We start from the raw sequence: 26660 nt of genomic DNA on the forward strand, positions 1-26660 counted from the left end.
AGTTTAAACTGCGCCTTTGCGACGCTATATGTCGCATTGCCGTAAACCCGTGAAAATCCGGGGTTTGCGCTATAAGAAGTTGTCGCTTGGCGACAAGGCCGGGCAGAAAACTGTCCTTACAATCCCCCCATCGCTCGCCAGTTTCAGGCGGGTGGCCCTCATCAGGAGACTCCGATGTCCGTTGAGCACGCTGCGGTACAACGCGCCGATTTCGACCAGGTAATGGTTCCCAACTACGCGCCTGCCGCTTTCATTCCGGTGCGTGGCGCCGGTTCCCGCGTCTGGGATCAGGCCGGCCGCGAGCTGATCGACTTCGCCGGCGGCATCGCCGTCAACGTATTGGGCCACGCGCACCCGGCGCTGGTCGGTGCACTGACCGAGCAAGCGAACAAGCTGTGGCACGTGTCCAACGTGTTCACCAACGAACCAGCGCTGCGCCTGGCGCACAAGCTGATCGACGCAACCTTCGCCGAGCGCGTGTTCTTCTGCAACTCGGGTGCTGAAGCCAACGAGGCCGCGTTCAAGCTGGCCCGTCGTGTGGCGTTCGACCGTTTTGGCACTGAGAAGTACGAAATCATCGCCGCGCTGAACAGCTTCCACGGCCGTACGCTGTTCACCGTTAACGTCGGTGGCCAGTCGAAGTACTCCGACGGTTTCGGCCCGAAAATCACCGGTATCACTCACGTTCCTTACAACGACCTGGCGGCGCTGAAAGCGGCGGTTTCCGACAAGACCTGTGCGGTCGTTCTGGAACCGATCCAGGGCGAGGGCGGCGTGCTGCCGGCCGAACTGGCTTACCTGCAAGGTGCCCGCGAACTGTGCGACGCGAACAACGCGCTGCTGGTGTTCGACGAAGTGCAGACCGGCATGGGCCGCAGCGGCAAGCTGTTCGCCTACCAGCATTACGGCGTGACCCCGGACATCCTGACCAGCGCCAAGAGCCTGGGCGGCGGTTTCCCGATCGCGGCAATGCTGACCACCGAAGCGCTGGCCAAACATCTGGTCGTCGGCACTCACGGCACCACGTACGGCGGCAACCCGCTGGCGTGCGCGGTCGCTGAAGCGGTGATCGACGTGATCAACACCCCTGAAGTGTTGAACGGCGTGAACGCCAAGCACGACAAGTTCAAGGCGCGCCTTGAGCAAATCGGCGAGAAGTACGGCCTGTTCACCCAAGTGCGTGGTCTCGGTCTGCTGATCGGTTGCGTGTTGAGCGATGCCTGGAAAGGCAAAGCCAAAGACATCTTCAACGCCGCTGAAAAAGAAGGCCTGATGATTCTGCAGGCCGGCCCGGACGTGATTCGTTTTGCTCCGAGTCTGGTGGTCGAAGACGCCGATATCGATGCTGGTCTGGACCGCTTCGAACGCGCTGCCGCAGCATTGACGCAAGCCTGATAGAGCCTTCGGCGCCTGGAGTTTTTCAGGCGCCGATCAAAATTTTATGCCGGACCAGATCAACTGTAGGAGTGAGCCTGCTCGCGATTGCGGTGTGTCAGTCGACTCATTGGTTTCTGACAGACCGCAATCGCGAGCAGGCTCACTCCTACATTGATCTCCATGTAGGCCCGGTTATTTCTTCTGTGGATTGATAAGAGAAAAGGAGTGACACCATGCTGGTGATGCGCCCCGCGCAAATGGCTGATCTGGGCGAGGTACAGCGTCTGGCTGCGGACAGCCCGATTGGTGTCACTTCCTTGCCGGATGACGTGGAACGTCTGAGCGACAAGATCGCTGCAAGCGAAGCTTCGTTCGCTGCCGAAGTGAGCTTCAACGGTGAAGAGAGCTATTTCTTCGTCCTCGAAGATTCCGCCACCGGCAAGCTGGTCGGTTGCTCGGCCATCGTCGCCTCGGCCGGTTATTCGGAGCCGTTCTACAGCTTCCGCAACGAGACCTTCGTCCACGCTTCGCGCGAGCTGAAGATCCACAACAAGATCCACGTGCTCTCGCAGTGCCACGACCTGACCGGCAACAGCTTGCTGACCAGTTTCTACGTGCAGCGCGAGCTGGTCGGGTCGCCGTGGTCCGAACTCAACTCCCGTGGCCGTCTGCTGTTCGTCGCCAGCCACCCGGAGCGTTTCGCCGATTCGGTGGTGACCGAGATCGTCGGTTACAGCGATGAGAACGGCGACTCGCCATTCTGGGATGCGATCGGTCGCAACTTCTTCGACCTCAACTACGCCGAAGCAGAACGTCTGTGCGGACTGAAAAGCCGTACGTTTCTCGCCGAACTGATGCCGCATTACCCGATCTACGTGCCGCTGCTGCCGGACTCCGCCCAGGAAGCGATGGGCCAGGTGCATCCGCGAGCGCAGATCACCTTCGACATCCTGATGCGCGAAGGCTTCGAGACCGATCACTACATCGACATTTTCGACGGTGGCCCGACCCTGCATGCACGCGTTTCGGGGATTCGTTCTATCGCCCAGAGCCGTGTGGTGCCAGTGAAGATCGGCGAGCCGGTGAAAGGTGCCGGGCGTCAGTATCTGGTGGCCAACGCGCAGTTGCAGGATTACCGCGCGGTGCTGCTGGAGCTGGATTACGCGCCGGGCAAACCGGTGACTCTGGATCTGGAAGCAGCCGAAGCCCTGGGCGTCGGTGAAGGTGCCAGCGTGCGCCTGGTGGCGGTTTAACGCCTTAGCGAGTTTCACGGGTGGCGAAGGCGGCCCGTTTGAGGAGATAGCATGATTGTTCGTCCCGTACGCAGCAGCGATTTAGCCGCGCTGATCGACCTGGCCCGCAGCACCGGCACCGGCCTGACCACATTGCCGGCCAACGAAGAACGTCTGGCCCATCGGGTCGGCTGGGCCGAGAAGACTTTTCGCGGTGAAGCTGGCCGTGGTGATGCGGACTACCTGTTCGTGCTCGAAGACGACGACGGCCGCGTGGTGGGGATTTCCGCCATTGCTGGCGCGGTTGGTATGCGTGAGCCTTGGTACAACTTCCGTGTCGGCCTGACGGTCAGCGCTTCGCAAGAGCTGAACATCTATCGCGAGATTCCGACGCTGTTCCTCGCTAACGACCTGACCGGTAATTCCGAGCTGTGCTCGCTGTTCCTGCACGCCGATTACCGCAGCGGTCTTAACGGTCGCATGCTGTCGAAGGCGCGGATGCTGTTCATCGCTGAATTCCCTGAGCTGTTCGGCAACAAGATCATTGCCGAAATGCGCGGCGTCTCCGATGACGCCGGTCGTTCGCCGTTCTGGGAAAGCCTCGGTCGGCACTTCTTTAAGATGGAATTCAGCCAGGCCGATTACCTCACCGGGGTTGGCAACAAGGCGTTCATCGCCGAACTGATGCCGAAATTCCCGCTGTACACCTGCTTCCTCTCCGAAGGCGCGCGCAGTGTCATCGGTCAGGTGCACCCGGACACCGAGCCAGCCTTGGCGATGCTCAAGGGCGAAGGGTTCAGCTATCAGGGTTACGTCGACATCTTCGACGCCGGCCCGGCCATCGAATGCGAAACCGGCAAGATCCGCGCGGTGCGTGACAGTGAAGCACTGGTGCTGGCCGTCGGTACACCGGGCGACGACGCCACGCCGTTCATCATCCATAACCGCAAACGTGAAGACTGCCGCATCACCGCTGCGCCGGCGCGTCTGGCTGCCGGCACCCTGGTGGTCGATCCGCAGACCGCCAAACGTCTTCAACTCAACGCTGGCGACCAAGTGCGCGCCGTGGCGTTGTCCGCTGCACGGGAGTCGAAATAATGAATTCGCTATACATCGCAGGTGAGTGGCTGGCTGGTCAGGGCGAAGCTTTTCAATCGTTGAACCCGGTGACCCAGCAAGTGCTGTGGTCGGGGGAGGGCGCCACGGCGGCTCAGGTTGAATCGGCTGTGCAGGCTGCGCGTCAGGCTTTCCCTGAGTGGGCACGTCGTTCGCTGGATGAGCGCATCAGCGTGCTTGAGGCTTTCGCCGCGTCGCTGAAAAACCACGCTGACGAACTGGCTCGCACCATTGGTGAAGAGACCGGCAAACCGCTGTGGGAATCCGCGACCGAAGTGACCAGCATGATCAACAAGATCGCTATTTCGGTGCAGAGCTACCGCGAGCGTACCGGCGAGAAGAGCGGCCCGTTGGGTGACGCCACCGCTGTGCTGCGCCACAAACCGCACGGCGTGGTTGCGGTGTTCGGCCCTTACAACTTCCCCGGTCACTTGCCGAACGGTCATATCGTGCCGGCGTTGCTGGCCGGTAACAGTGTGCTATTCAAGCCGAGCGAACTGACCCCGAAAGTCGCCGAGCTGACGGTCAAGTGCTGGATCGAAGCTGGTCTGCCAGCGGGTGTGTTGAACCTGCTGCAAGGTGCGCGTGAAACCGGCATCGCGCTGGCAGCGAACCCGGGCATCGACGGTTTGTTCTTCACCGGTTCGAGCCGCACGGGCAATCATTTGCATCAGCAATTTGCCGGGCGTCCGGACAAGATTCTTGCGCTGGAAATGGGCGGCAACAATCCGCTGGTGGTTGATCAGGTCGCGGATCTGGATGCAGCGGTTTACACGATTATTCAGTCGGCGTTCATCTCTGCTGGCCAGCGCTGCACCTGTGCACGCCGTCTGCTGGTGCCGCAAGGCGCGTGGGGCGACAGCCTGTTGAAGCGTCTGGTTGAAGTCAGCGCGAGCATTGAAGTCGGCGCGTTCGATCAACAACCAGCCCCATTCATGGGCTCGGTAATTTCCCTCGGCGCCGCGAAAGCGCTGATGGATGCTCAAGAACATCTGTTGGCCAATGGCGCAGTCTCGTTGCTGGAGATGACTCAGCCACAGGCGCAAGCCGCGTTGCTGACCCCAGGCATTCTCGATGTGACGGCGGTTGCCGATCGTCCGGACGAAGAACTCTTCGGCCCGTTGCTGCAAGTAATCCGCTACACCGATTTCGAAGCGGCGATCGCTGAGGCGAATGACACGGCTTATGGTCTGGCCGCTGGTCTGTTGTCGGATTCCGAGGCGCGTTATCAGCAGTTCTGGCTGGAAAGCCGTGCCGGGATCGTCAACTGGAATAAACAGCTGACCGGTGCTGCGAGCAGCGCGCCGTTCGGCGGTGTCGGTGCTTCGGGCAACCATCGCGCCAGTGCCTATTACGCAGCGGATTACTGCGCGTACCCGGTGGCGTCTCTGGAAACCCCGAGCCTGGTGTTGCCATCGGCCCTGACGCCTGGCGTGAAAATGGCGTGATGCCCATTCGCGAGCAGGCTCGCTCCCACAGGATTTGTGTCGTGCACAACATGTGTGACCACCACCGAACCTGTGGGAGCGAGCCTGCTCGCGAAGGCCGCGCCTCGGTCGCAAAGAATAGTTACTGAAGCCTATAACAACAGATTCTCGTGGAGCCTCGCTGATGAAATCCTATGAAGTCAATTTTGACGGTCTAGTGGGGCCGACCCATAACTACGGTGGTCTGTCCTACGGCAACGTTGCCTCCCAGAGCAACAGCCAGCAATCCTCGAACCCGAAGGAAGCGGCGCTGCAAGGGCTGGCGAAGATGAAAGCGCTGATGGAGATGGGCTTTCAGCAAGGCGTGCTGGCGCCACAGGAACGTCCGGACGTGGCCGCTCTGCGCCGTCTGGGTTTCACTGGCACTGACGCGCGAGTGATCGAGCGCGCCGCCAAAGAGGCAATGCCGCTGCTGGTCGCCAGTTGTTCGGCGTCGAGCATGTGGGTGGCCAACGCCGCCACGGTCAGCCCGAGTGCCGACACCGCAGACGGCCGCGTGCATTTCACCGCCGCCAACCTCAACTGCAAATACCACCGCAGCATCGAGCACCCGACCACCAGCCGCGTGCTCGGCGCGATGTTCGCCAATCAGCAGCACTTCGCCCATCACGCCGCGCTGCCGGCAGTAGCGCAGTTCGGTGACGAAGGCGCGGCCAACCACACACGTTTTTGCCGTGAGTACGGCGAAGCAGGCGTCGAGTTCTTCGTGTTCGGTCGCAGTGCCTTCGACAACCGTTTCCCGGCGCCGCAAAAGTACCCGGCGCGCCAGACCCTCGAAGCCTCGCAAGCGGTTGCGCGTCTGCACGGTCTGCGTGATGAAGGCGTGGTTTACGCCCAGCAGAACCCGAACGTGATCGATCAGGGCGTGTTCCACAACGACGTGATCGCCGTGGGCAATGGCGAGGTGTTGTTCTATCACGAGGATGCCTTCCTCGACACCGACTCGATGCTGGCCGAGCTGCAAAGCAAACTGGCCAAAGTCGGCGGTAACTTCCAGTCCGTGTGTGTGCCGCGTTCGGCAGTCACCGTGGATGACGCGGTGCGTTCCTACCTGTTCAACAGCCAGCTGCTGTCGCGCCCTGATGGCTCGATGTTGCTGATCGTGCCGCAAGAGTGCCAGGCCAACGAACGCGTCTGGACTTACCTGCAAGAGCTGACCAGCTCCGGCGGCCTGATCCGTGAAGTGAAAGTCTTCGACCTCAAGCAAAGCATGCAGAACGGCGGTGGCCCGGCGTGCCTGCGTCTGCGCGTCGCGCTTAACGAAACCGAACTGGCGGCCGTCAACCCAGGCGTTATCATGACGCCACCGTTGTACGGTTCGTTGACCGCATGGGTTGAAAAGCACTACCGCGACCGCCTGAGCGAAACCGATCTGGCGGATCCGCAATTGCTGCTTGAATGCCGGACGGCACTGGATGAACTGACGCAAATCCTTAAACTGGGCGCGGTTTATCCATTCCAGATCAATTGATGGCCGGCGCGACGCCTGATCGCGGCGCGCGGCTTGTCTCCCCAAGAGAGTAAAAACATGAGCGATTCCCTGCAGCTGATCCTTGAAGACACCGACGGCACGCAACTGCAAACCTCGTGCACCCGCGTCGCGGTCATGTGGCAAGGCAAAGAGCTGTGGATCCAGCAGGACGGCCGTGGCCAACTGCTGATCGGCGTGGACGTCGAAGAAGGTGACGCCGAGTACGCCAACCTGCTGCTGCGCCCATTGGCGACTAATCTGGTAAGTCTGCAACTGGAAATGGAACCGGCTGACGTCGGCGACGACGAAGACCACGTGCACGGCCCGGATTGCAACCACGACCACTAAGGAAACCGCTCTATGCTCGCCCTCGGCAAACTGCTTGAACTGACCCTCGCCGGCCGCGAACCGGCGGAGAAGACTCAACTGACTGTCGAAGGCGTGCGGATGCGCTGGTTGAGCGAAGGTGCGCTGGAAGTCCGGCCACCGGAAGCACGCGACAACGGCCTGGACCTGTTGCTGTCGGCAGGCATCCATGGCAACGAAACTGCGCCGATCGAGTTACTTGATCGGCTGCTGCACGACATCGCCCGCGGTGATTTAAAGCCGCGTGCACGCATTCTGTTCCTGTTCGGCAACCCGGAGGCGATTCGCAAAGGCGAGCGCTTCGTCGAGCAGGACGTCAATCGGCTGTTCAACGGCCGTCATGAACAAAGCAGTGGCAGCGAAGCGCTGCGTGCCTGTGAGCTGGAGCGTCTGGCGGCGAGTTTCTTCAGCCTGCCGGATCGTCAGCGCCTGCACTATGACCTGCATACCGCCATTCGCGGTTCGAAGATCGAGCAGTTTGCCTTGTATCCGTGGAAGGAAGGGCGTCAGCATTCGCGTGTTGAGCTGGCGCGCCTGCGCGCTGCCGGGATGGAAGCGGTGCTGTTGCAGAACAAACCGTCGATCGTGTTCAGCTCGTACACCTACGACAAGCTCGGTGCCGAGTCCTTCACCCTGGAACTGGGCAAGGCGCGGCCGTTCGGGCAGAACGATGGGGTTAATGTCTCGCTGCTGGAAACTCGCCTGCAGCAGATCATCGAAGGCACTGAGCCAGAGATGGCTGAAGCGCAGCTGGACGGCTTGCAGCTATTCAGCGTCGCGCGGGAAATCATCAAGCACAGCGATGCCTTCCGCTTGAACCTGCCGCAGGACATCGAGAACTTTTCCGAGTTGGAGATGGGCTACGTGCTGGCCGAAGATCTGGCCAATACCCGCTGGATCATCGAAGAGCAGGGCGCGCGGATCATTTTCCCCAATCCCAAGGTCAAGAACGGCTTGCGCGCAGGCATTCTGATCGTCCCGACCACCGACGAAAACCTCGCCTGATAGCGACATCTGAATCGGCACAAAACCAATGTGGGAGCGAGCCTGCTCGCGAAGGCGGTCTACCAGTCAACTTGTCGTCGGCTGGCAGTCCCTCTTCGCGAGCAGGCTCGCTCCCACATTTGATTTGAGTGAGGTCAAAAACTCACTCGACGTTACACGGCTACCGCACGCGGCTCTGTACGACGCAGCGCACGAACTTTCTGCAGCGTATCCGCGCAAGTCCGCGCCGCTTCCTGACCCTTGTGCACAAAGTGCTCAAAGAAGAACTTCTGATGCTCGTCGCCAGCATGGAAGTGATGCGGGGTCAGGGACACCGAGAACACCGGCACTTCGGTTTCCAGCTGCACCTGCATCAGGCCGCTGACCACCGATTGGGCGACGAACTCGTGACGGTAGATGCCGCCGTCCACGACCAGGGCTGCGGCGACGATGCCGGCATAACGACCGGTCTTGGCCAGCAACTTGGCGTGCAGGGGCATTTCAAAGGCGCCGCCGACTTCGAAGATATCGATGTCCGATTCCTGATAACCCAGGGCAATCATTTCGGCGACGAAGCCTTTACGGCTCTGGTCGACGATTTCCTTGTGCCAGCAGGCCTGGATGAACGCGACGCGCTCGCCGTGAGGGTGTTTGCTTTTGCTGTCGATAGCGGTGGGTTGCATGTTCTGACTCCTGTTTGTGTGAAAAACAGGGCGTTATGAATCGAAAGGGATTCAAGGGTGCGCACACGCACAACATCGCGCGGACGGCCCTTTGGCGTTAATCCCGTTCTCTCTTCATCCGGACTATGACCGTCGGCCCCGGGATCACACCGGGTCTGCTGACCTTGCCGCCGCTCACAACCGAAGCCGTGTCCGTCGCCAAGCGCTCGCGGGCTATGCGCATTGCGCGCAATTACCGCCGGTGGGGAATTGCACCCCGCCCTGAGAACGTTTTTGCCGCCCTTTCTCGGGCGGCGCAGCGTTTTTAACACAGATTGTGTGTCTGTGCATTGCGCCTTTCTGATGATTGTCATCGATTTTTTTGCAGGCTCGAAACGACTTTTCCTTGCGCAAGGGTTGATTAATCCACGCGATGACCGCAGTAATTCCACTTCGTAAAGGGATTTCCCCTGCTGACTTGAGGCCAGGTTCATGAGCGTTATCGATCTTCGCAGCGACACCGTTACCCAACCGACTCCGGCCATGCTCGACGCGATGACTGCGGCGGACACCGGCGATGACGTGTACGGCGAAGATCCAACGGTGAATCGTCTGGAAGCAGAATTGGCCAAGCGTCTGGGGTTCGCCGCCGCGTTGTTCGTGCCGACCGGGACCATGAGCAACCTGCTGGGACTGATGGCGCATTGCGAGCGCGGCGACGAATACGTCGTGGGTCAGCAGGCGCATACCTACAAATACGAGGGCGGTGGCGCGGCGGTGCTCGGTTCGATTCAGCCACAGCCGCTGGAAGTGCAGGCTGACGGTTCGCTGGATCTCGATCAGGTGGCGGCAGCGATCAAGCCTGACGACTTCCATTTCGCCCGGACTCGTCTGCTGGCGCTGGAAAACACCATGCAGGGCAAGGTGCTGCCACTGGAATATCTGGCTCGGGCCCGTCAATTTACCCAAAACCATGGTCTCCAGTTGCACCTCGACGGCGCGCGTCTTTACAACGCGGCGGTCAAGCTGGGCGTCGATGCACGGGAAATCACTCAGTACTTTGATTCGGTATCGGTGTGCCTGTCCAAAGGTCTTGGCGCGCCGGTCGGCTCGGTGTTGTGCGGTTCTGAGCAACTGATCGGCAAGGCTCGTCGTTTGCGCAAAATGGTCGGTGGCGGCATGCGTCAGGCCGGGCTGTTGGCGGCGGCGGGGCTGTACGCCCTGGATCACAACGTTGAACGTCTGGCCGACGACCATGCCAACGCGCAGTTTTTGGCCGACGGTCTGCGTGAAGCAGGTTTCATCGTCGAACCGGTGCAAACCAACATGGTTTATGTGCAAATGGGCGACAAAGCCGAAGCGATCAAGGCCTTTGCCGCCGAACGCGGGATCAAATTGAGCGCCGCCGCGCGTCTGCGCATGGTCACGCACATGGACGTCAATCGCTCGCAAATCGAGCAAGTGATCGCGACATTCGTCGAGTTTTCGCGCAAGTGACAGCGTTAGCCGTCCAATTGACCGTTTCTATCGTATAAACACGCTGTACCCCGCGCGCAGGGCCGATATAATGCGGCCCTTTGCCGTCGCTTCGTCTGTTGACGTTTCGAACAGGCCTTTGGCCGCAGCCTCCGTGGAAGAACCTAATGAAAAGCGCAGAAATCCGTGAAGCCTTCCTTCGCTTCTTCGAAGAGCAAGGCCACACCCGTGTAGCCTCCAGCTCTTTGATTCCGGGCAACGACCCAACCCTGCTGTTCACTAACGCGGGGATGAACCAGTTCAAGGACTGCTTCCTGGGCCAGGAAAAACGTGCGTACACCCGTGCGACCAGCAGCCAGAAATGCGTGCGTGCCGGTGGCAAGAACAGCGACCTGGAAAACGTCGGTTATACCGCTCGTCACCACACGTTCTTCGAAATGCTCGGTAACTTCAGCTTCGGTGACTATTTCAAGAAGGACGCGATTACCTACGCGTGGACCTTCCTGACCGGCGTTCTGCAACTGCCGAAGGAAAAACTCTGGGTCACCGTCTACGCCTCCGACGACGAAGCGTATGACATCTGGACCAAAGAAATCGGTGTGCCGGTCGAGCGCATGATCCGCATCGGCGACAACAAAGGCGCGCCGTACGCTTCCGACAACTTCTGGACCATGGGCGATACCGGCCCGTGCGGCCCATGCACCGAGATTTTCTACGATCACGGCGACCACATCTGGGGCGGCCCGCCAGGCTCGCCGGAAGAAGACGGCGACCGTTACATCGAGATCTGGAACAACGTATTCATGCAGTTCAACCGCACCGCCGATGGCGTGTTGCATCCGTTGCCAGCGCCGTCGGTCGACACCGGCATGGGCCTGGAGCGGATCAGTGCGGTGATGCAGCACGTCAATTCCAACTACGACATTGACCTGTTCAAGAACCTGCTGAGGGCCTCGGCTGAAGCCATCGGTTGCGAAAACGGCGACCAGTCTTCGCTGAAAGTCGTGTCTGACCACATCCGTTCGTGCGGCTTCCTGATTGCCGACGGCGTGCTGCCGTCCAACGAGGGTCGCGGTTATGTGCTGCGCCGGATCATTCGTCGCGCCTGCCGTCACGGCAACAAGCTGGGCGCCACCGGCAGCTTCTTCTACAAGATCGTTGCTGCACTGGTTGCCGAGATGGGCGAAGCCTTCCCGGAACTGAAGAAGCAGCAGAGCAACATCGAGCGCGTCCTCAAGGCTGAAGAAGAGCAGTTCTCCAAGACTCTGGAGCACGGCCTGAAGATCCTCGAGCAGGACCTGCTGGAACTCAAAGGCACCGTGGTGCCGGGCGACGTGGTGTTCAAACTTTACGACACCTACGGTTTCCCTATGGACCTGACCGCCGACATCGCCCGCGAGCGCAGTCTGACGGTCGACGAAGCCGGTTTCGAACGTGAGATGGAAGCCCAGCGTGTTCGCGCGCGTTCGGCCAGCTCGTTCGGTCTGGACTACAACACTTTGGTCAAGGTTGATGTGGCCACCGAGTTCACCGGTTACAAAGACACCAGCGGTTCGGCAAAAATCGTCGCTATCTATAAAGATGGCCAGTCGGTCGACGTCTTGAATGAAGGCGAAGAGGCGGTGATCGTGCTGAATCAGACGCCGTTCTACGCTGAATCCGGCGGCCAGATCGGCGACTGCGGTTATCTGCAGGCCGGCAGCGCACGTTTCGACGTACGCGACACCACCAAAACCGGCGGCGCTTTCCTGCACCACGGTGTGCTGGATTCGGGCAGCCTGACCATCGGCGCGCCAGTGGAAACCCACGTCGACGCCGAAGTGCGTCACGCGACTTCGTTGAACCACTCGGCCACCCACTTGCTCCACGCGGCACTGCGTCAGGTACTGGGCGAGCACGTTCAGCAGAAAGGTTCGTTGGTCGATAGTCAGCGTCTGCGTTTCGACTTCAGCCACTTTGAAGCGATCAAGCCGGAACAGATCAAAGCACTGGAAGACATCGTCAACGCCGAGATTCGCAAGAACTCCGCGGTTGAAACCGAAGAAACCGACATCGAAACCGCGAAGAACAAAGGCGCCATGGCGCTGTTCGGCGAGAAGTACGGCGACAACGTGCGCGTGCTGAGCATGGGCGGTGATTTCTCCGTCGAGCTGTGCGGCGGTATCCACGCCAACCGTACCGGCGACATCGGCCTGCTGAAAATCATCAGCGAAGGCGGTGTGGCATCGGGCGTGCGTCGTATCGAGGCAGTCACTGGTGCTGCGGCACTGGCCTACTTGAACGCGGCAGAAGAACAACTCAAGGAAGCGGCCAGCCTGGTCAAGGGCAGCCGCGACAACCTGATCGACAAGCTGTCGGCTGTGCTCGAGCGCAACCGCCAACTGGAGAAGCAACTCGAGCAGTTGCAAGCCAAGGCTGCCAGTGCTGCGGGTGACGATCTGTCGTCCTCGGCTCTGGACGTCAAAGGCGTGAAGGTTCTGGCCGCACGTCTGGATGGTCAGGACGCCAAGGCGCTGCTGGCGCTGGTTGATCAGTTGAAGAACAAACTCGGCCGCGCAGTGATCCTGCTCGGCAGTGTCCATGAGGAAAAGGTCGTACTGGTTGCAGGCGTAACCAAGGACCTGACTGGCCAACTCAAAGCCGGTGATTTGATGAAGCAGGCTGCTGCGGCAGTGGGCGGGAAGGGCGGTGGTCGTCCGGACATGGCGCAGGGCGGCGGTATCGACGCCGGCGCGCTGGATGGTGCATTGGCGCTGACCGTTCCATTCGTCGAGCAGGGTTTATAAGACAGTCCGTGCGGCCCGCAGTCTAGTGGCGGGCCGCGCGGCTGTTCGAGTAATTATTGGGCGCCCTTCATGGGCAGAGGCGGCTTTGAAATGGCTTTGATCGTACAGAAATTTGGAGGCACCTCGGTCGGTACTGTCGAGAGAATCGAGCAGGTCGCCGACAAGGTTAAGAAATTCCGCGATGCCGGCGATGACCTGGTGGTTGTGCTGTCTGCAATGAGCGGCGAAACCAACCGTCTGATCGATCTGGCCAAGCAAATCAGTGGCGATGGCCAACCGGTTCCGCGTGAACTGGACGTGATCGTTTCCACCGGTGAGCAGGTGACGATTGCCCTGTTGGCCATGGCGCTGATCAAGCGCGGTGTGCCAGCGGTTTCGTACACCGGTAATCAGGTGCGGATCCTGACCGACAGTGCGCACAATAAAGCGCGTATCTTGCAGATTGATGACCAGAAGATTCGTGGTGATCTGAAAGCGGGTCGCGTGGTGGTTGTCGCCGGTTTCCAGGGCGTCGACGAGCACGGCAACATCACCACCCTTGGTCGTGGCGGTTCCGACACTACCGGCGTGGCACTGGCTGCCGCGTTGAAGGCTGACGAGTGCCAGATCTACACCGACGTTGATGGTGTTTACACCACCGACCCGCGCGTTGTGCCGGTCGCTCAGCGCCTGGACAAGATCACCTTTGAAGAGATGCTGGAAATGGCCAGCCTCGGTTCCAAGGTGTTGCAGATCCGTGCGGTGGAATTCGCCGGCAAGTACAACGTTCCGCTGCGCGTACTGCACAGCTTCAAGGAGGGTCCGGGCACCCTCATTACTATTGATGAAGAGGAAACCATGGAACAGCCGATCATTTCCGGCATCGCTTTCAACCGCGATGAAGCCAAGCTGACCATCCGTGGCGTGCCAGACACCCCGGGCGTAGCGTTCAAGATTCTCGGCCCGATCAGTGCCGCGAACATCGAAGTCGACATGATCGTGCAGAACGTTGCGCACGATAACACCACCGACTTCACCTTCACCGTGCACCGCAACGACTACCAGGCCGCACAGACCGTGCTGGAAAACACCGCTCGCGAGATCGGTGCCCGTGAAGTGGTTGGCGACACCAAGATTGCCAAGGTCTCGATCGTCGGCGTCGGCATGCGTTCCCACGCAGGCGTGGCCAGCCGCATGTTCGAATCGCTGGCAAAAGAAAGCATCAACATCCAGATGATCTCGACTTCGGAAATCAAGGTTTCCGTGGTGATTGAAGAGAAGTACCTGGAACTGGCCGTGCGCGCCCTGCACACGGCTTTCGAACTGGATGCTCCGGCCCGTCAAGGCGAGTAATTCCGTTTCTTGAAGGGCGCGGTCTGACCGCGCCCTTTATTTTTTGAATGGCGCGAGCCCTGAACTGTTCTTTTGCTCGTGCTGGTCAATACTCAGGCATGTAGGGCTACGATCGCTCCGGTTGTAGGTCGGGTGCCTTTTTTTTGCAGACTGTTGTCCCTGAACTGAATTGCGTGAGGAGAAAGGTATGCTGATTCTGACTCGTCGGTGCGCAGAAAGCCTGATTATCGGTGATGGCGAAATCACCGTGACCGTGCTCGGCGTTAAAGGAAACCAAGTGCGTATTGGCGTCAACGCCCCGAAAGAGGTTGCCGTGCACCGTGAGGAAATTTACCTGCGTATAAAGAAAGAGAAGGACGAAGAACCAAGCCATTAATTTTTATCGATTTTTATGTTTGCAAACGGGGAAAAGGTTGGTTAAGATACGCCCCGTGTTGCGGAGAGCTGGCCGAGTGGCCGAAGGCGCTCCCCTGCTAAGGGAGTACACCTCAAAAGGGTGTCGGGGGTTCGAATCCCCCGTTCTCCGCCATTATTTGCTTAGTACGTCGTAATCTGGCTTTTTCTGTAGGTTGTTGAATTTATTAGAAAAAGTGGTTGGAATAGAGATTGGACGGGCTATAATGCGGCGCAACAAATGCACTCGTAGCTCAGCTGGATAGAGTACTCGGCTACGAACCGAGCGGTCACAGGTTCGAATCCTGTCGAGTGCACCATTTAAGAGTTAGTTACAGCAATGTAAATAACTTGGCTTCAACCAGGTGTGATCTGGTCTAACAAACACAAATGCACTCGTAGCTCAGCTGGATAGAGTACTCGGCTACGAACCGAGCGGTCACAGGTTCGAATCCTGTCGAGTGCACCATTTAAGAGTTAGTTGCAGCAATGTGAATAACTTGGTTTCAGCCAGTTGTGGTCTGGTCTAAAAACACAAATTGCACTCGTAGCTCAGCTGGATAGAGTACTCGGCTACGAACCGAGCGGTCACAGGTTCGAATCCTGTCGAGTGCACCATATACCGAAAAGCCCGCGTTTAACGCGGGCTTTTTGCTGTCCGGGATTTGGCTTTTCCTTTCACGCAGCCCCTCTCATCAAAATCGACTTGAGCACTTCGGCCTCGCTTGAGGTCATAGCGATAGCTCGTCGTCGATGTTCGAATATTCACTTTGTCCGGCTTGCCCAGCGCGCTTTCGACATCCTGCTGAGTCATCCCGGCAATCACGCGTTGATTGATGATCGCTTCGCGACGTTGTCTGGCATCGATCAGGTTTCCACACGGGTCTTCGGCGGTGCCAGCAACGCCAGGTTCGCGTCCCTTGATTTTCATGCCGGATATTTCTTCGTGGTTGTGTTCCGGCATCACTGCCACAACCGACCCGGGCATATAAGGATGGACTGCCTGCACGGACAGCTGTTCGCCGCTCGCGCAGCTCATGCTGGTGAAGGTGATGCTGCCGTCGATAGCTTCGCAGCGATGAAGGGTGGTAGTGCCCTCGGCAGGCGGGAGGAAAAGCAGGCAGGTGAGTAAAGGCAATGATGATTTCAATGGCATTTGACGTCCTCCATGACGATCTACGCTGAAGGGTAGTCGCTACATTTTTCACTGCCGGTGTGTTTTCTTTTCAGGATGAGTCGTCGCATTTGCACGGATCAGGACGGTGCTCAGGTTTGTTTCGCAAGCGCTTGTTTCGGCCGTGATTTTTTAACGTTTAAAACCGTCAGGCGGTGTATCATTGCGCCCGTCAGCCCCGCCGGGGCTTATGGAAAACCTCCATGGACTTACCCAGTAGTTACTCAGTACCCCGTTTCACCAATCATGAATTGACTGATTGATCCTTCCGGCGTGCCCCGCTGCTGGGAGTGGAGTTCGCCTATGTCTGAAATCGAAGTAAAGAAAACACAGGAAAGCCTGCAGGATCGCCTGGCGCAAGTCGTCGAGCTGCTGCAGCGTCAGCGCGTCGTTGAAGACCTGACTCATCGCCAGGAAGGCGCGCATCACGACCGGGTTGAAAACCTGGTTCACCGGCAAAATCTCGTCGAGTTGCAACGCAAGCTCGATGATCTGCACTCCGCCGACGTCGCCTATATCCTTGAAGCCTTGCCGCTGGACGATCGTCTGACGCTCTGGCAACTGGTCAAGGCCGATCGCGACGGCGACATTCTTCTCGAAGTATCCGATTCCGTTCGTGAAACGCTGATCGCCGACATGGACGATCACGAGCTCCTGGCTGCCGCCAAGGACATGGACGCCGACGAACTTGCTGACCTGGCCTCCGAGCTGCCGCGAGACGTCGTCCATGAGCTGATGGAGAGCCTCGATAACCAGCAGCGCGAACGTGTCCGTTCGGCCTTGTCGTATGACGAGGAGCAGGTCGGTGCGCTGATGGACTTCGAGATGGTGACGATCCGTGAGGATGTCAGCCTCGAAGTGGTGCTGCGCTATCTGCGGCGTCTCAAAGAGCTTCCCGGTCATACCGACAAGCTGTTCGTGGTTGATTACGACGGTGTGCTCAAAGGCGTGCTGCCGATCAAGCGTTTGCTGGTCAACGACCCGGAGAAGCAGGTGGCTGATGTCATGGCCAGCGATCCGGTAAGTTTCCACCCGGACGAAGACGCCTACGATGCCGCTCAGGCGTTCGAACGTTACGACTTGATCTCCGCCCCGGTGGTCGACAAGAACGGCAAGCTGATCGGCCGTCTGACCATCGATGAAATGGTCGACTTGATCCGTGAGGAGAGTGAAAGCGAAGTCCTCAACATGGCGGGTCTGCGTGAAGAGGAAGATATTTTCGCTTCGGTATGGAAATCCTTGCGCAACCGTTGGGCGTGGCTGGCGATCAATCTGATCACCGCGTTCGTCGCGTCACGTGTGATTGGCCTGTTTGAAGGCTCGATCGAGAAGCTGGTAGCGCTCGCGGCGTTGATGCCGATCGTGGCGGGTATTGGCGGTAACTCGGGTAACCAGACGATCACCATGATTGTTCGCGCCATGGCGCTTGACCAGGTCAGCACCGGTAATACTTCACGTCTGATGCGTAAAGAGCTGGCAGTCGGGTTGATCAACGGTCTGGTCTGGGGCGGCGTGATCGGTGTGGTCGCTTATCTGCTTTACGGCAGTTGGTCGCTGGGTGTGGTGATGACGGCCGCGATGACGCTCAACCTGTTGCTGGCGGCGTTGATGGGGGTGTTGATCCCGATGACCCTGGCCAAGATGGGCCGCGACCCGGCCATGGGTGCCAGCGTGATGATTACGGCAATGACCGACAGTGGTGGCTTCTTCATCTTCCTGGGGTTGGCGACAATCTTCCTGCTCTGATCCGCTTCAATGAAAGCCTGCCGATTGGCGGGCTTTTTTGTGCGCGGAGCTTTATCTGTCGCAGTCCTCAAATCGCAGACAAAAAAAAGCCAGCAATCATGCTGGCTTGAGGTGTTCGGTACGGCTCAGGACGCGTCTGCAGCCATTTCAGCGTCGTGGGCGATCAAGGACACCAACGCATTCTGCTGACGGTGAGACAGCTGACGGAAGCGTTGCAGCAGCTCGCGCTCGTGAAGCGACAGCTCCGGGCTGTCCAGGCGCATGCTCAGCTCTTCGCCCAATGCGCCTTCCTGAATAAGACTCTGCTCAAGGCGCGCAATGATCTCGGAGTTCATGCTGCGATGATGATTGCGAGCCACCTCGGCAATGCGTTCACGCATTCCGTCTGGCAGACGTACGACGAACTTGTCAGCCGTACGGCTGGAATAAATTGCCTGTTTCAATGGGCGCATATATTTAACCGGTTAGTTCAGGGGAGCGGTTCTCGGGATTGGCCGCAGGATGTGTGGTAGGACAAGCATCCGCGCCAAATGGTTCAACCTGAATTGTTAAGAGGCCGGCATCATGCCTCAAAATTGCCAGATCATTGGCGTCAATTCTGTGACAAATATTGAGCCGGGTAAAGGCGTAATGCCAGCACCAATTATCAGAAATGCGGACTGGTTGGAAAACTTTGCCTTCGACCACGTCACTGACCGCTTCCTGATGCCTATCAATTGATGCCCGAAGGCGTCAGAACGTGCATGCTATGCGGCTTTCGATCCTTGTTCCTTACCTTGTACAGAATAGTGGCAATTTGCCGATTTACTAGGGGCAGACACGTGCCCGAGGGCTTTTTCAGGATGGATGGCAGGCTTATTTATCTGATGGGGCCATCCGGTTCAGGCAAGGACAGCCTGATCGAGGCCGCGCGTGAGCCATTACGGGCGAGACACTGCGAGATCATGCGTCGGGTAATTACCCGATCAGCGGAGTCGGTGGGTGAGGATGCTATCGGCGTTACGTCTGAAGAGTTCGAACGACGTCAGCGCGCCGGCGAGTTTTCCCTGGCGTGGCAAGCCAATGGCCTGGCCTATGGCATTCCCAGAGATATGGACGAATGGTTGCGTGCGGGGCGCGATGTGCTGGTCAACGGTTCGCGTGCCAATCTGCGTCAGGCGATGGAAAGCTACCCGACGCTGTTGCCGGTTCTGCTGACAGTCAAAGATGAGGTCTTGCGCGAACGCTTGCTGGGCCGTGGCCGAGAGACACTGGAACAGATCGACGCCAGACTCGCGCGCAACGCGCTCTTCAAGGACAGGCGATCAAGCGACGCACCGGTGCACTTGATCGATAACTCCGGCGACCTGACGGCCGCCGTTCATCAATTGCTTGAGCTGATCCGACTCAACGCAACACCGGATCAAACTTGATCCGGCGGCCGGCAACCAGTGCCAATACGAACAACACCGCAAACACACCACAGCCAATCAACGGCAGGGTGATTTCGGTTTCCTCGAACAGCGCAAAATGCACAACGCCACTCAATAAGGCGAGGATCAGAAATCCTGCAGCTGACTTGGACATGCTGTACTCCTGAAGATATTTCAAAAAACCAGACGTTCGCCAGCGTCCGCCGGCAGTGCCTGCCCAGGTTCACTGACGGTTTTACGGGCGACGCCGCCCTGATCATTCAGCACCGCCAACTGCGGCGCCTTCTGCACCTGCAAGTAATGCGGCATGCGCTGCGCCACCGATTCCGGCGCAGCACCCTGTGGAACAAAGTGAAAACCCAGTAGAACCGCCAATGCGGCTGCGTTTGCGAGCAAGAGGGTGCTGTTCATGGGGCGCTGCTCCGATTGTTCTTCTATGGAACAGGCAAAGCAGCTGTCGTGCCAACAGTCTAACCGCTGTTAAGTCCTTTAAAAACAAGCATTTGGAAGGGTTTTTCCAAGGCGTCGGGTTGCAATCTGCAATGATGGCTTTTTGGGGGAGTGCAAAATGCACGGTAAATCTTCCCGCAGCATTGCAGGGCGCCTGCCTACACTTAAAAAGCCCTGCGGATGACATGACAAATCAGGGCCTGGCCGTTAACATGCACGCCGTCCGTCGCATCGCGTCTGGCCGCGACAACTCAGTGTCTCAGTAGCTCAATTGGATAGAGCATCCCCCTCCTAAGGGGAAGGTTGGCAGTTCGAACCTGCCCTGGGACACCATCATTCAGAGCATTACAAAAGCTCGCAAAAAAGCCCCGCGCAGAGCGATCTGCCGGGGCTTTTTCATTTCATTCAGCGCTGCCTAGTTCGCCGCGCCACCCTCAGCCTTGCCTATCGAAGTGCTGACTTGGGTGATGTGGCGGCGGCCATTGACCGTGTAACTTTGTGCCTGTTCTTCAGACCCCGGTTTACGCAGGGTCAGTTGAGCGAACAGCCCGTCTTTTTCATCGTAGGTGCCATACCAGTTGATCAGTCTGGCGATAAAGCAGTCATCGCCAAGGATCACCGGAACGTCAGCGACCGGTTCAATCGCGTAGTAACTTGCACCGTAACTGTAATAGTCGTCGTCCCCGGGGCCTGACGCAGGGATTGGGCAGATCGGTTTGGAGCTCGTTGTTTGGTTATTGCCTACCTTGGTCAGGCCTTGCATGAGCGCCTTTTGCACCGCAGGTTCAAGTTCATAGGCTGTTGGATTGTCCTGATTCGCCTGCGTGCGAGGCACGTTCAGTTGATAACGATACTGCACTGTTATCGTCGGGACCTGACGGTTGATCTGCAGGGGATTGAGCAGATAGACCTTATCAACACCGTAGGCGCTGTCTCGGTAGGCGGCGTAGATTTTTCCATGCACTTTGATCCAGTTGACCGCTTGGTTGGCGCCGCGATCATTGGTGTAGAAAAGGCTTGTCTCGGCGTTGGCTTCGGGAGCCACTTTGGCGCCACGTCTGGTGAACCTGGTGCCCGTACCGCGCCAGGTTTCGGTATACGAGAACAACCCTGTACCGCTGGAATACGTTTCAACGATCAGGTCGCGCAGCCCATCGCCATCCAGATCGGTGAGGATATAAGTTGTCTGGCCTGTGTCGGCGGCCCCGGTGATGTTGGACGCAGTCAATGCCTTCCATTCATCCTGACTCACCCCATTCGGAATCGTCTCGGGAAAGTGAGTTTGCTCATCGTCATCGGGGATGCCGGCAAAAGACGTTGTATCGAGGTTTACCGTGAATGCGTCAAGGGTCTTCTCCAGTGCAAACTCGGGATCAACCTTGCGCGCTGCCTCAATACGCTGCTGCAGTTGCGCCATCACTTGTCTGTCTATCTCGTCGGGCGAATACGCCAGCGTATCGATCCATTGCGCTTGCAGCGATTCCAGGCGTTCGCGATAACGCTGGTTCAGGCAGCTGACATCCTCAGCACATTGGTTGCGGTCCTTTAGCCAAAGGCGTTGAGTGCTTTTCAGCTCGGCCTTTTCATCTGGCATGGACCTCATGAGTTTGCTGTAGGTAGCGCCCATCTGCGTATCCAGCGCATACAACCCTTTATCCGCACAAACAGCGTTCTCAACCGCACTCACCGCTTTCGCACAATCCATTCCGGCCGCCATCGCCTGCTGGAAAAACAGCAGCGCACAGGCGGACACGATGCAACGTCCTTTGATGTACACGAGATAAACCTTGTAGTGGAAAGCCAAGAATCCGCGCAGAGTAATCGCAGAACGAGGAATCTTGAAGCGCCGGCTTAAGAGAACGCCACTGGTGGCCGATAACCCACTCGGTGACTTAAAAGTCGCGTGAATTAGCTTGATAGCATTTGGCCGGCAGCTATCATCTGCGCGCCTGAAATTGCCCTCACTTCAATTGCCTGGAAATCTTCGATGCTGTCGTATCACCAAAAGAGTTTTCTGATCGTCGATGATTTCTCGGATTTCCGCAGTTCCGTCCGTTCGATGCTGCGTGAGCTTGGGGTCAAGGACGTCGACACCGCCGACACCGGTGAGCAGGCGCTGAAGATGTGTGCGCAGAAGTCCTACGATTTCATCCTGCAGGATTTCCATCTCGGCGATGGCAAGAAGAACGGCCAGCAGGTCCTTGAAGATCTGATGTCGGAAAAGCTCATCAGCCATGAAGCGGTGTTCGTCATGGTCACTGCCGAGACCAGCCAGGCGATGGTGCTCAGTGCTCTGGAGCACGAGCCGGATGCGTACCTGACCAAACCGTTCAACCGCTCCGGCCTGGCCCAGCGCCTGGAGCGCCTGGAGCAGCGCAAGACGTTGCTCAAACCGATTCTGCAAGCGCTCGACCGTGGCAAACCGGTTGAGGTACTTAACGCCTGCATCGCGTTGTGCAAGCAGGACATCCGCTACTCGCCGCTGTGCCTGCGTTACCGTGCCGATGCGTTGCGTGATCTCAATCAGAACGAGGCGCTGGAGCGTCTCTATGACGGCATCATTGCTGATCGACCATTGCCGTGGGCGTTTGCCGGGTTGGGCAAGTTGTTGTTCAAGCGCGGGCAGATTGCGCAGGCCAAAGGTGTTTACGAAAAAGCCCTGAAGGTGTTTCCGATGATGCCGTCGCTGTATGACGGCATGGCTGATGTGCTGGTGGCTGAGGGTGATACCAAGGGCGCGCAACGGGTGCTTGAAGAGGCGATTCGCTTGTCGCCGCTGGCGGTGCGTCGGCAGGCGTTGCTCGGCAAACTGGCGATGACCAACGAAGATTTCGACACGGCTTCGCGTGCCTATCGCCAAGCAGTGTCGCAAGGCGCGCAGTCGCGCTTCAAGGATCCGGAAAGCAACCTCGGGCTGGCTCATGCGCTGATCAGCAAGGGCAGCGATCGCGGTCTCGACACGCGCACGCGGCTGGAGATCAACACCACCCTCAGCGCCGTGGCCAAAGAGAACCCGACCGATCCGGGCCTGCAGATTCGTGCACGCCTGATGAAGGCCACCAGCCTGTTGCTCAACGATGCCGAAACCGCCGACAAGCTCACCGAGCAAGCCATGATGCGCCTCGACGGTATGGAGCAATTCATGAGTCCGGAGGCGGCGCTGTTGGTCGCCAAACAGTTGCAGATGCTCGGTCAGGCCGAGGCGGGCACCTCTATGCTCAAGAGCTGTGCGGAGATCTACGGTGATGACCCGGCGGTGATGAAAGACATCGCCAAGCTCACCGATGATCCGACGATCCTCAGTTCCAGCAACGCCGCCGCCGACCTCAACCGTCAGGGCGTGCGGGTGTACAAGACCGGCAACCTGGTGGAGGCCCGCGAGGTCTTCCGCAAGGCGCTGAAGATGCAACCGAAGAACATCAGTATCGCGCTGAACATGGCCCAGTCGCTGCTCCACGGCACCGACACCAGTGTGCCGTCGGCGGAGCTGGAAGAATGTCGGGCCTGCCTGAAAATGGTCGGTCTGATGCCCGACACCGACGCGCGTTTTGCGCGTTATCAGAAGCTGAAAAGCAAGGCGTTTGGCGAATGAACCACGACGAGCAGGCTCTGGATTTTTCCACGGTGATCGCCTCCACCGTTCACGACATGAAGAACTCGCTGGCCATGCTCATGCAGGCCCACAGCCAGTGGCTGGCGCGGTTGCCAGAGGCCCAGCGCCAAGGCACGGAGCAGGGCGTGATCGACTTCGAGTTCGCCCACCTCAACGGCATGCTGGTGCAACTGCTCGGGCTGTATAAGCTCGGCGTCAACCAGATGCCGCTGCAACCGGCGTATCACGAACTTGATGACTTCATCGAGGCGCAACTGGCGGCGCATCAAGAGGTGTTCGCCAGTCGCGGCATCGTCGCCACCTATGAAGTCGATCCGCTGAGCCCGCTGGGTTTCTTCGACCGTGAACTGATTGCGTCGGTGCTGGGCAACTGCATCAACAATGCGATTCGTTATGCGCGTGAATCGTTGCTGATCACCGTCAGTGACGAGGCCGGTCAACTGGTCCTGACCATCAACGACGACGGCGACGGTTACCCGGTCGAGATGCTCGAGCGTCAGGCCGATTACGTACAGGGCATCAATCACAGCAGCGGCAGCACCGGGCTTGGCCTGTACTTCGCCAATCGCATCGCCGCGCTGCATCAGCGCAATGGTGTCGAAGGTCGCACCGAAATCAGCAACGGCGGAACGCTCGGTGGCGGGGTGTTCAGCCTTTATCTGCCGTGACACGGGTTTTTGTTTGACGCTGCTTGATATTCCGAACAGCCGGAGCCTATTTTGTACGGGTCGCCGTTCGCGGCTCGCACAATAACAAGGATTGCGTCATGACAAGCGATGGCCAGCGTTCACTCGCGCAGCGACTGACGGGCATTGATGAGATTGAATGTGTCACGCCGGATTTGAACGGCGTACCTCGGGGCAAGGTGATGACCGCCGAGGGTTTCCTCGAAGGGCGGCGTTTGCAGCTGGCGCGAGGCGTGCTGCTGCAATGCATCATGGGCGGATATCCAGCGGCGCGGTTTTACGGCAGCGATGACGGCGATCTCGCGCTGATTGCCGAACCGACCCAGATCCATCGTTTGCCATGGAGTGACGAGCCGCGTGCTCTGGCGATTTGCGACGCCGATGAACTGACCGGCGAAAGCTCCAGTCTGTCGACCCGGGGGCAACTCAAAGCGGTCATCGCTCGGTATGCGGCACGCGGTCTGGCGCCTGTGGTGGCCACCGAACTGGAGTTCTTCGTGTTCGCGCCGAACAGCGATCCGACTCAGCCGTTCCGTCCACCGGTTGGCCTCGATGGGCGCCGCGAGGAGGGGCAGTCAGCGTTCAGCGTCAGTTCCAATAACGGTCTGCGGCCGTTCTTCAATGAAGTCTATAAATGCATGGCGGCCCTCGGCCTGCCGCGCGATACCTTCATGCATGAGATGGGCGTCAGCCAGTTCGAGATCAATCTGCTGCACGGCGATCCGCTGTTGCTCGCCGACCAGACATTCCTGTTCAAGCACCTGCTCAAGGAAGTCGCCCTCAAGCATGGCCTGAGCGTGGTGTGCATGGCCAAGCCGCTGGCGCACACGCCGGGCAGTTCAATGCATATTCATCAGAGCATCGTCGAGATCGGCAGCGGCAAGAATGTGTTCAGCGATGAACAGGGTCAGCCGACCGCGATGTTCCGCCACTTCATCGCGGGGCAGCAGGCGGGCATGGCCGATTTCACCGCGTTGTTTGCACCGAATGTGAACTCCTATCAGCGCCTGTGCCACCCCTATGCGTCGCCGAATAATGCCTGCTGGTCCCATGACAATCGCGCCGCCGGTTTGCGTATTCCCGCCAGTTCGCCGGTCGCTCGTCGCGTGGAAAACCGTTTGCCGGGCGCCGATGCAAATCCGTACCTGGCGATTGCGGCCAGTCTGGCTGCGGGCTTGCATGGTATCGAGCATGAGTTGGAGCCGACAGAAGCCATTCAGGGTGAGTTCGACGTGCCGGACAATCTTTCGCTGCCGTGTACCTTGCACGCCGCACTCGAGCGTCTGAAACGTAGCCAATTGGCGAGGGAACTGTTCGGGCAGGAGTTCATCGAAGGCTACATCGCTTCGAAGACCATGGAGTTGACCAGCTTCTTTGATGAAATCACTCCCTGGGAACGGCGTGTTCTAGCAGCCCAGGCCTGACGAACTGTCGCCATCGGGCTATCGTTTGATAGCCCGGTATTTACTGCAAGGAGCCGCTCGGAACGCCGATGCGCCAAATCTGGAAATCCTTTCGAGCGCTGTATTTCGCCTCGCTGATGATGTTGATCGGCTCGGGCCTTCTATCCACTTATCTGGCCTTGCGGCTGGCCGCTGACAACGTCGATGGCCTCTGGGTCGGTGCGCTGATGGCGGCCAACTATTTCGGCCTGGTGCTGGGCGGCAAGATCGGTCACCGGTTGATCGCGCGGGTCGGGCATATCCGTGCTTATTCAGCGTGTGCCGGGATCGTCGGGGCGGCAGTGCTTGGCCACGGTCTGGTCGATTGGTTGCCGGCCTGGCTGGTGCTGCGGACCATCGTCGGTCTGGGCATGATGTGTCAGTACATGGTGATCGAGAGCTGGCTCAACGAGCAGGCGGATGCCAACCAGCGTGGTCTGGTGTTCAGCGGTTATATGATCGCTTCGTACCTTGGACTGGTGTTGGGCCAACTGATTCTGGTCATGCACCCCGGGCTGGGTCTGGAATTGCTGATGCTGGTCGCGCTGTGCTTTGCGCTGTGTCTGGTGCCCGTGACGTTGACTCGACGGATTCACCCGGCACCGCTGCATCCGGCGCCGATGGAGCCGCGCTTCTTTATCAAGCGGGTGCCGCAGTCGTTGAGTACGGTGCTGGGCGCCGGTTTGATCATCGGCTCGTTCTACGGTCTGGCGCCGTTGTATGCCTCGCAACAGGGGCTGTCGACCGAGCAGGTCGGTCTGTTCATGGGTAGCTGCATCTTTGCCGGTTTGCTGGTGCAGTGGCCGTTGGGCTGGTTGTCCGATCGTTACGACCGGGCGCTGCTGATTCGTTGCTTTGCCGGGTTCCTGGCGGTGGCGGCGTTGCCGTTGGCGGTGTTGCCGCAAGTGCCGCTTGAGGTGCTGTTCGGGGTTGGCTTTCTCTGTTCGCTGGTGCAGTTCTGTCTGTATCCGTTGGCGGTAGCGTTTTCCAATGACCACGTGGAAGGTGATCGCCGGGTGTCGCTGACCGCGATGCTGCTGGTGACTTATGGTGTCGGCGCGAGCATCGGGCCGTTGCTCGCGGGTGTGCTGATGAAGTTGTTCGGCAGTCAGAGCCTGTATGCGTTCTTCAGCTTCTTCGCGCTGGTACTGGTGTGGCGGATCCGGCCGAAAGCGGTGACCAATCTGCATCAGGTCGACGACGCGCCGCTGCATCACGTGGCCATGCCGGACAGCATGTCCAGTTCGCCGCTGGTGGCAGCCCTCGATCCTCGGGTCGATGAGCAAGTGGTGCAGGAGCAGATGGTGCAGGACCCGGTGCAGGCGCCGGCAAACCCCGAGCCTGAACCTGCTACGCCGTCAGAGCCTGCGGCAGAAGGCGAACCGGATACCGATAATCCTGCGCCCGATCTCAGCGGTGGCAGACCCTGAACTGAACAAAAACACCGCGCATAAA

Annotated in this window: 23 protein-coding genes, 5 tRNA genes and 1 riboswitch; of the genes, 22 read left to right on the forward strand and 6 right to left on the reverse strand. The window is 58.8% G+C overall.

From position 1 onward, the window contains the following. The first annotated feature begins 174 nt into the window (after positions 1-174). From ACOYXJ_RS16755 to astE, 7 genes are all read left to right on the forward strand, one after another. Positions 175-1395 (forward strand): aspartate aminotransferase family protein, encoded by a 1221-nt coding sequence (locus ACOYXJ_RS16755; RefSeq protein ID WP_008077923.1) that lies wholly within the window; start codon positions 175-177, stop codon positions 1393-1395. A 215-nt stretch (positions 1396-1610) separates the two neighbouring features. Next, positions 1611-2630, forward strand: a complete 1020-nt coding sequence (aruF, locus tag ACOYXJ_RS16760; protein WP_016983955.1) for an arginine/ornithine succinyltransferase subunit alpha — start codon at positions 1611-1613, stop codon at positions 2628-2630. 51 nt (positions 2631-2681) lie between these two features. Continuing rightward, complete coding sequence (gene astA / locus ACOYXJ_RS16765) at positions 2682-3707, forward strand: arginine N-succinyltransferase (protein WP_008077921.1); 1026 nt, start codon at positions 2682-2684, stop codon at positions 3705-3707. After that, positions 3704-5173, forward strand: coding sequence for a succinylglutamate-semialdehyde dehydrogenase (gene astD / locus ACOYXJ_RS16770; protein WP_460372968.1), 1470 nt, complete (start codon positions 3704-3706; stop codon positions 5171-5173). Before astA ends, astD begins: the two co-directional genes overlap by 4 nt. A gap of 163 nt (positions 5174-5336) precedes the next feature. After that, the gene (gene astB / locus ACOYXJ_RS16775; protein ID WP_460370551.1) at positions 5337-6683 is read left to right on the forward strand and encodes an N-succinylarginine dihydrolase; all 1347 of its coding nucleotides are present in this window, start codon (positions 5337-5339) and stop codon (positions 6681-6683) included. A gap of 57 nt (positions 6684-6740) precedes the next feature. Then, entirely contained in the window at positions 6741-7031 is a 291-nt protein-coding gene (locus tag ACOYXJ_RS16780; protein ID WP_016983958.1) for a hypothetical protein, read from the forward strand. Between the two features lie 12 nt (positions 7032-7043). Next, complete coding sequence (gene astE, locus ACOYXJ_RS16785; protein WP_150795144.1) at positions 7044-8054, forward strand: succinylglutamate desuccinylase; 1011 nt, start codon at positions 7044-7046, stop codon at positions 8052-8054. A gap of 152 nt (positions 8055-8206) precedes the next feature. On the opposite strand, the gene ACOYXJ_RS16790 is transcribed toward astE, so the two are convergent. After that, positions 8207-8716: a 6,7-dimethyl-8-ribityllumazine synthase gene (locus ACOYXJ_RS16790; protein WP_016983960.1), complete on the reverse strand. Its 510-nt coding sequence runs from the start codon at positions 8714-8716 to the stop codon at positions 8207-8209. A 101-nt stretch (positions 8717-8817) separates the two neighbouring features. Further along, positions 8818-8989, reverse strand: a riboswitch (FMN riboswitch). Between the two features lie 198 nt (positions 8990-9187). Here ACOYXJ_RS16790 and ltaE point away from each other — a divergent pair. From ltaE to ACOYXJ_RS16830, 8 genes are all read left to right on the forward strand, one after another. Next, positions 9188-10192, forward strand: coding sequence for a low-specificity L-threonine aldolase (gene ltaE, locus ACOYXJ_RS16795; protein WP_460370554.1), 1005 nt, complete (start codon positions 9188-9190; stop codon positions 10190-10192). A 146-nt stretch (positions 10193-10338) separates the two neighbouring features. Beyond that, a complete protein-coding gene (alaS, locus tag ACOYXJ_RS16800; RefSeq protein WP_460370556.1) occupies positions 10339-12957 on the forward strand; it encodes an alanine--tRNA ligase in 2619 nt (872 codons plus the stop codon). 90 nt (positions 12958-13047) lie between these two features. Beyond that, the gene (locus ACOYXJ_RS16805) at positions 13048-14289 is read left to right on the forward strand and encodes an aspartate kinase (RefSeq protein ID WP_008086083.1); all 1242 of its coding nucleotides are present in this window, start codon (positions 13048-13050) and stop codon (positions 14287-14289) included. 187 nt (positions 14290-14476) lie between these two features. Then, positions 14477-14665 carry a carbon storage regulator CsrA gene (gene csrA / locus ACOYXJ_RS16810; protein WP_002554426.1) on the forward strand — a complete coding sequence of 63 codons (189 nt, stop codon included), beginning with the start codon at positions 14477-14479 and terminating at the stop codon, positions 14663-14665. A gap of 62 nt (positions 14666-14727) precedes the next feature. Continuing rightward, positions 14728-14818, forward strand: a tRNA-Ser gene (locus ACOYXJ_RS16815). Between the two features lie 107 nt (positions 14819-14925). Continuing rightward, positions 14926-15002 (forward strand) — tRNA-Arg (locus tag ACOYXJ_RS16820). A 72-nt stretch (positions 15003-15074) separates the two neighbouring features. Beyond that, positions 15075-15151, forward strand: a tRNA-Arg gene (locus ACOYXJ_RS16825). Positions 15152-15223: 72 nt separating this feature from the next. Next, a tRNA-Arg gene (locus ACOYXJ_RS16830) sits at positions 15224-15300 on the forward strand. Positions 15301-15319: 19 nt separating this feature from the next. Here ACOYXJ_RS16830 and ACOYXJ_RS16835 read toward each other — a convergent pair. After that, positions 15320-15838: a cell envelope protein SmpA gene (locus ACOYXJ_RS16835; protein WP_460370558.1), complete on the reverse strand. Its 519-nt coding sequence runs from the start codon at positions 15836-15838 to the stop codon at positions 15320-15322. A gap of 321 nt (positions 15839-16159) precedes the next feature. Here ACOYXJ_RS16835 and mgtE point away from each other — a divergent pair, with 321 nt between their 5' ends. Beyond that, positions 16160-17602, forward strand: a complete 1443-nt coding sequence (mgtE, locus tag ACOYXJ_RS16840; protein ID WP_016983964.1) for a magnesium transporter — start codon at positions 16160-16162, stop codon at positions 17600-17602. A gap of 125 nt (positions 17603-17727) precedes the next feature. Here the strand turns inward: mgtE and ACOYXJ_RS16845 are convergent, their stop codons facing one another. Then, positions 17728-18054: an Arc family DNA-binding protein gene (locus ACOYXJ_RS16845; protein ID WP_003178899.1), complete on the reverse strand. Its 327-nt coding sequence runs from the start codon at positions 18052-18054 to the stop codon at positions 17728-17730. A gap of 390 nt (positions 18055-18444) precedes the next feature. Here ACOYXJ_RS16845 and phnN point away from each other — a divergent pair, with 390 nt between their 5' ends. After that, entirely contained in the window at positions 18445-19014 is a 570-nt protein-coding gene (gene phnN, locus ACOYXJ_RS16850) for a phosphonate metabolism protein/1,5-bisphosphokinase (PRPP-forming) PhnN (RefSeq protein WP_460370560.1), read from the forward strand. Here the strand turns inward: phnN and ACOYXJ_RS16855 are convergent. Both ACOYXJ_RS16855 and ACOYXJ_RS16860 read right to left on the reverse strand, forming a co-directional pair. Next, complete coding sequence (locus ACOYXJ_RS16855; protein WP_016983966.1) at positions 18989-19168, reverse strand: PA3371 family protein; 180 nt, start codon at positions 19166-19168, stop codon at positions 18989-18991. The genes phnN and ACOYXJ_RS16855 overlap by 26 nt on opposite strands. A 20-nt stretch (positions 19169-19188) precedes the next feature. After that, positions 19189-19425 (reverse strand): hypothetical protein, encoded by a 237-nt coding sequence (locus tag ACOYXJ_RS16860; protein ID WP_095123075.1) that lies wholly within the window; start codon positions 19423-19425, stop codon positions 19189-19191. A 295-nt stretch (positions 19426-19720) separates the two neighbouring features. Here ACOYXJ_RS16860 and ACOYXJ_RS16865 point away from each other — a divergent pair. Beyond that, positions 19721-19797, forward strand: a tRNA-Arg gene (locus tag ACOYXJ_RS16865). An 82-nt stretch (positions 19798-19879) separates the two neighbouring features. Here ACOYXJ_RS16865 and ACOYXJ_RS16870 read toward each other — a convergent pair. Continuing rightward, complete coding sequence (locus ACOYXJ_RS16870; protein ID WP_460370563.1) at positions 19880-21241, reverse strand: lysozyme inhibitor LprI family protein; 1362 nt, start codon at positions 21239-21241, stop codon at positions 19880-19882. Between the two features lie 210 nt (positions 21242-21451). Here ACOYXJ_RS16870 and ACOYXJ_RS16875 point away from each other — a divergent pair, with 210 nt between their 5' ends. From ACOYXJ_RS16875 to ACOYXJ_RS16890, 4 genes are all read left to right on the forward strand, one after another. Continuing rightward, positions 21452-23056, forward strand: a complete 1605-nt coding sequence (locus tag ACOYXJ_RS16875; RefSeq protein ID WP_460370565.1) for a response regulator — start codon at positions 21452-21454, stop codon at positions 23054-23056. After that, entirely contained in the window at positions 23053-23745 is a 693-nt protein-coding gene (locus ACOYXJ_RS16880; protein WP_460370567.1) for a sensor histidine kinase, read from the forward strand. The genes ACOYXJ_RS16875 and ACOYXJ_RS16880 overlap by 4 nt, the downstream gene beginning before the upstream one ends. A gap of 200 nt (positions 23746-23945) precedes the next feature. Next, entirely contained in the window at positions 23946-25187 is a 1242-nt protein-coding gene (locus ACOYXJ_RS16885; RefSeq protein WP_191622693.1) for a glutamine synthetase family protein, read from the forward strand. 68 nt (positions 25188-25255) lie between these two features. Beyond that, positions 25256-26635: an MFS transporter gene (locus tag ACOYXJ_RS16890; protein ID WP_460370569.1), complete on the forward strand. Its 1380-nt coding sequence runs from the start codon at positions 25256-25258 to the stop codon at positions 26633-26635. Positions 26636-26660 lie beyond the last annotated feature (25 nt).

Source organism: Pseudomonas sp. Tul2A7, assembly GCF_054790505.1.

Bases quoted from the DNA above. Each gene is read 5' to 3' on its own strand.
- csrA (WP_002554426.1), top strand. From the start codon at position 14,477: ATGCTGATTCTGACTCGTCGGTGCGCAGAAAGCCTGATTATCGGTGAT.
- astE (WP_150795144.1), top strand. From the start codon at position 7,044: ATGCTCGCCCTCGGCAAACTGCTTGAACTGACCCTCGCCGGCCGCGAA.
- ACOYXJ_RS16805 (WP_008086083.1), top strand. From the start codon at position 13,048: ATGGCTTTGATCGTACAGAAATTTGGAGGCACCTCGGTCGGTACTGTC.
- ACOYXJ_RS16880 (WP_460370567.1), top strand. From the start codon at position 23,053: ATGAACCACGACGAGCAGGCTCTGGATTTTTCCACGGTGATCGCCTCC.
- ACOYXJ_RS16790 (WP_016983960.1), bottom strand. From the start codon at position 8,716: ATGCAACCCACCGCTATCGACAGCAAAAGCAAACACCCTCACGGCGAG.
- astB (WP_460370551.1), top strand. From the start codon at position 5,337: ATGAAATCCTATGAAGTCAATTTTGACGGTCTAGTGGGGCCGACCCAT.
- ACOYXJ_RS16875 (WP_460370565.1), top strand. From the start codon at position 21,452: ATGCTGTCGTATCACCAAAAGAGTTTTCTGATCGTCGATGATTTCTCG.
- ACOYXJ_RS16885 (WP_191622693.1), top strand. From the start codon at position 23,946: ATGACCGCCGAGGGTTTCCTCGAAGGGCGGCGTTTGCAGCTGGCGCGA.
- ACOYXJ_RS16755 (WP_008077923.1), top strand. From the start codon at position 175: ATGTCCGTTGAGCACGCTGCGGTACAACGCGCCGATTTCGACCAGGTA.
- ACOYXJ_RS16845 (WP_003178899.1), bottom strand. From the start codon at position 18,054: ATGCGCCCATTGAAACAGGCAATTTATTCCAGCCGTACGGCTGACAAG.
- astA (WP_008077921.1), top strand. From the start codon at position 2,682: ATGATTGTTCGTCCCGTACGCAGCAGCGATTTAGCCGCGCTGATCGAC.
- ACOYXJ_RS16855 (WP_016983966.1), bottom strand. From the start codon at position 19,168: ATGTCCAAGTCAGCTGCAGGATTTCTGATCCTCGCCTTATTGAGTGGC.
- ACOYXJ_RS16860 (WP_095123075.1), bottom strand. From the start codon at position 19,425: ATGAACAGCACCCTCTTGCTCGCAAACGCAGCCGCATTGGCGGTTCTA.
- ACOYXJ_RS16890 (WP_460370569.1), top strand. From the start codon at position 25,256: ATGCGCCAAATCTGGAAATCCTTTCGAGCGCTGTATTTCGCCTCGCTG.
- mgtE (WP_016983964.1), top strand. From the start codon at position 16,160: ATGTCTGAAATCGAAGTAAAGAAAACACAGGAAAGCCTGCAGGATCGC.
- ltaE (WP_460370554.1), top strand. From the start codon at position 9,188: ATGAGCGTTATCGATCTTCGCAGCGACACCGTTACCCAACCGACTCCG.
- ACOYXJ_RS16835 (WP_460370558.1), bottom strand. From the start codon at position 15,838: ATGCCATTGAAATCATCATTGCCTTTACTCACCTGCCTGCTTTTCCTC.
- aruF (WP_016983955.1), top strand. From the start codon at position 1,611: ATGCTGGTGATGCGCCCCGCGCAAATGGCTGATCTGGGCGAGGTACAG.
- alaS (WP_460370556.1), top strand. From the start codon at position 10,339: ATGAAAAGCGCAGAAATCCGTGAAGCCTTCCTTCGCTTCTTCGAAGAG.
- ACOYXJ_RS16780 (WP_016983958.1), top strand. From the start codon at position 6,741: ATGAGCGATTCCCTGCAGCTGATCCTTGAAGACACCGACGGCACGCAA.
- phnN (WP_460370560.1), top strand. From the start codon at position 18,445: ATGGATGGCAGGCTTATTTATCTGATGGGGCCATCCGGTTCAGGCAAG.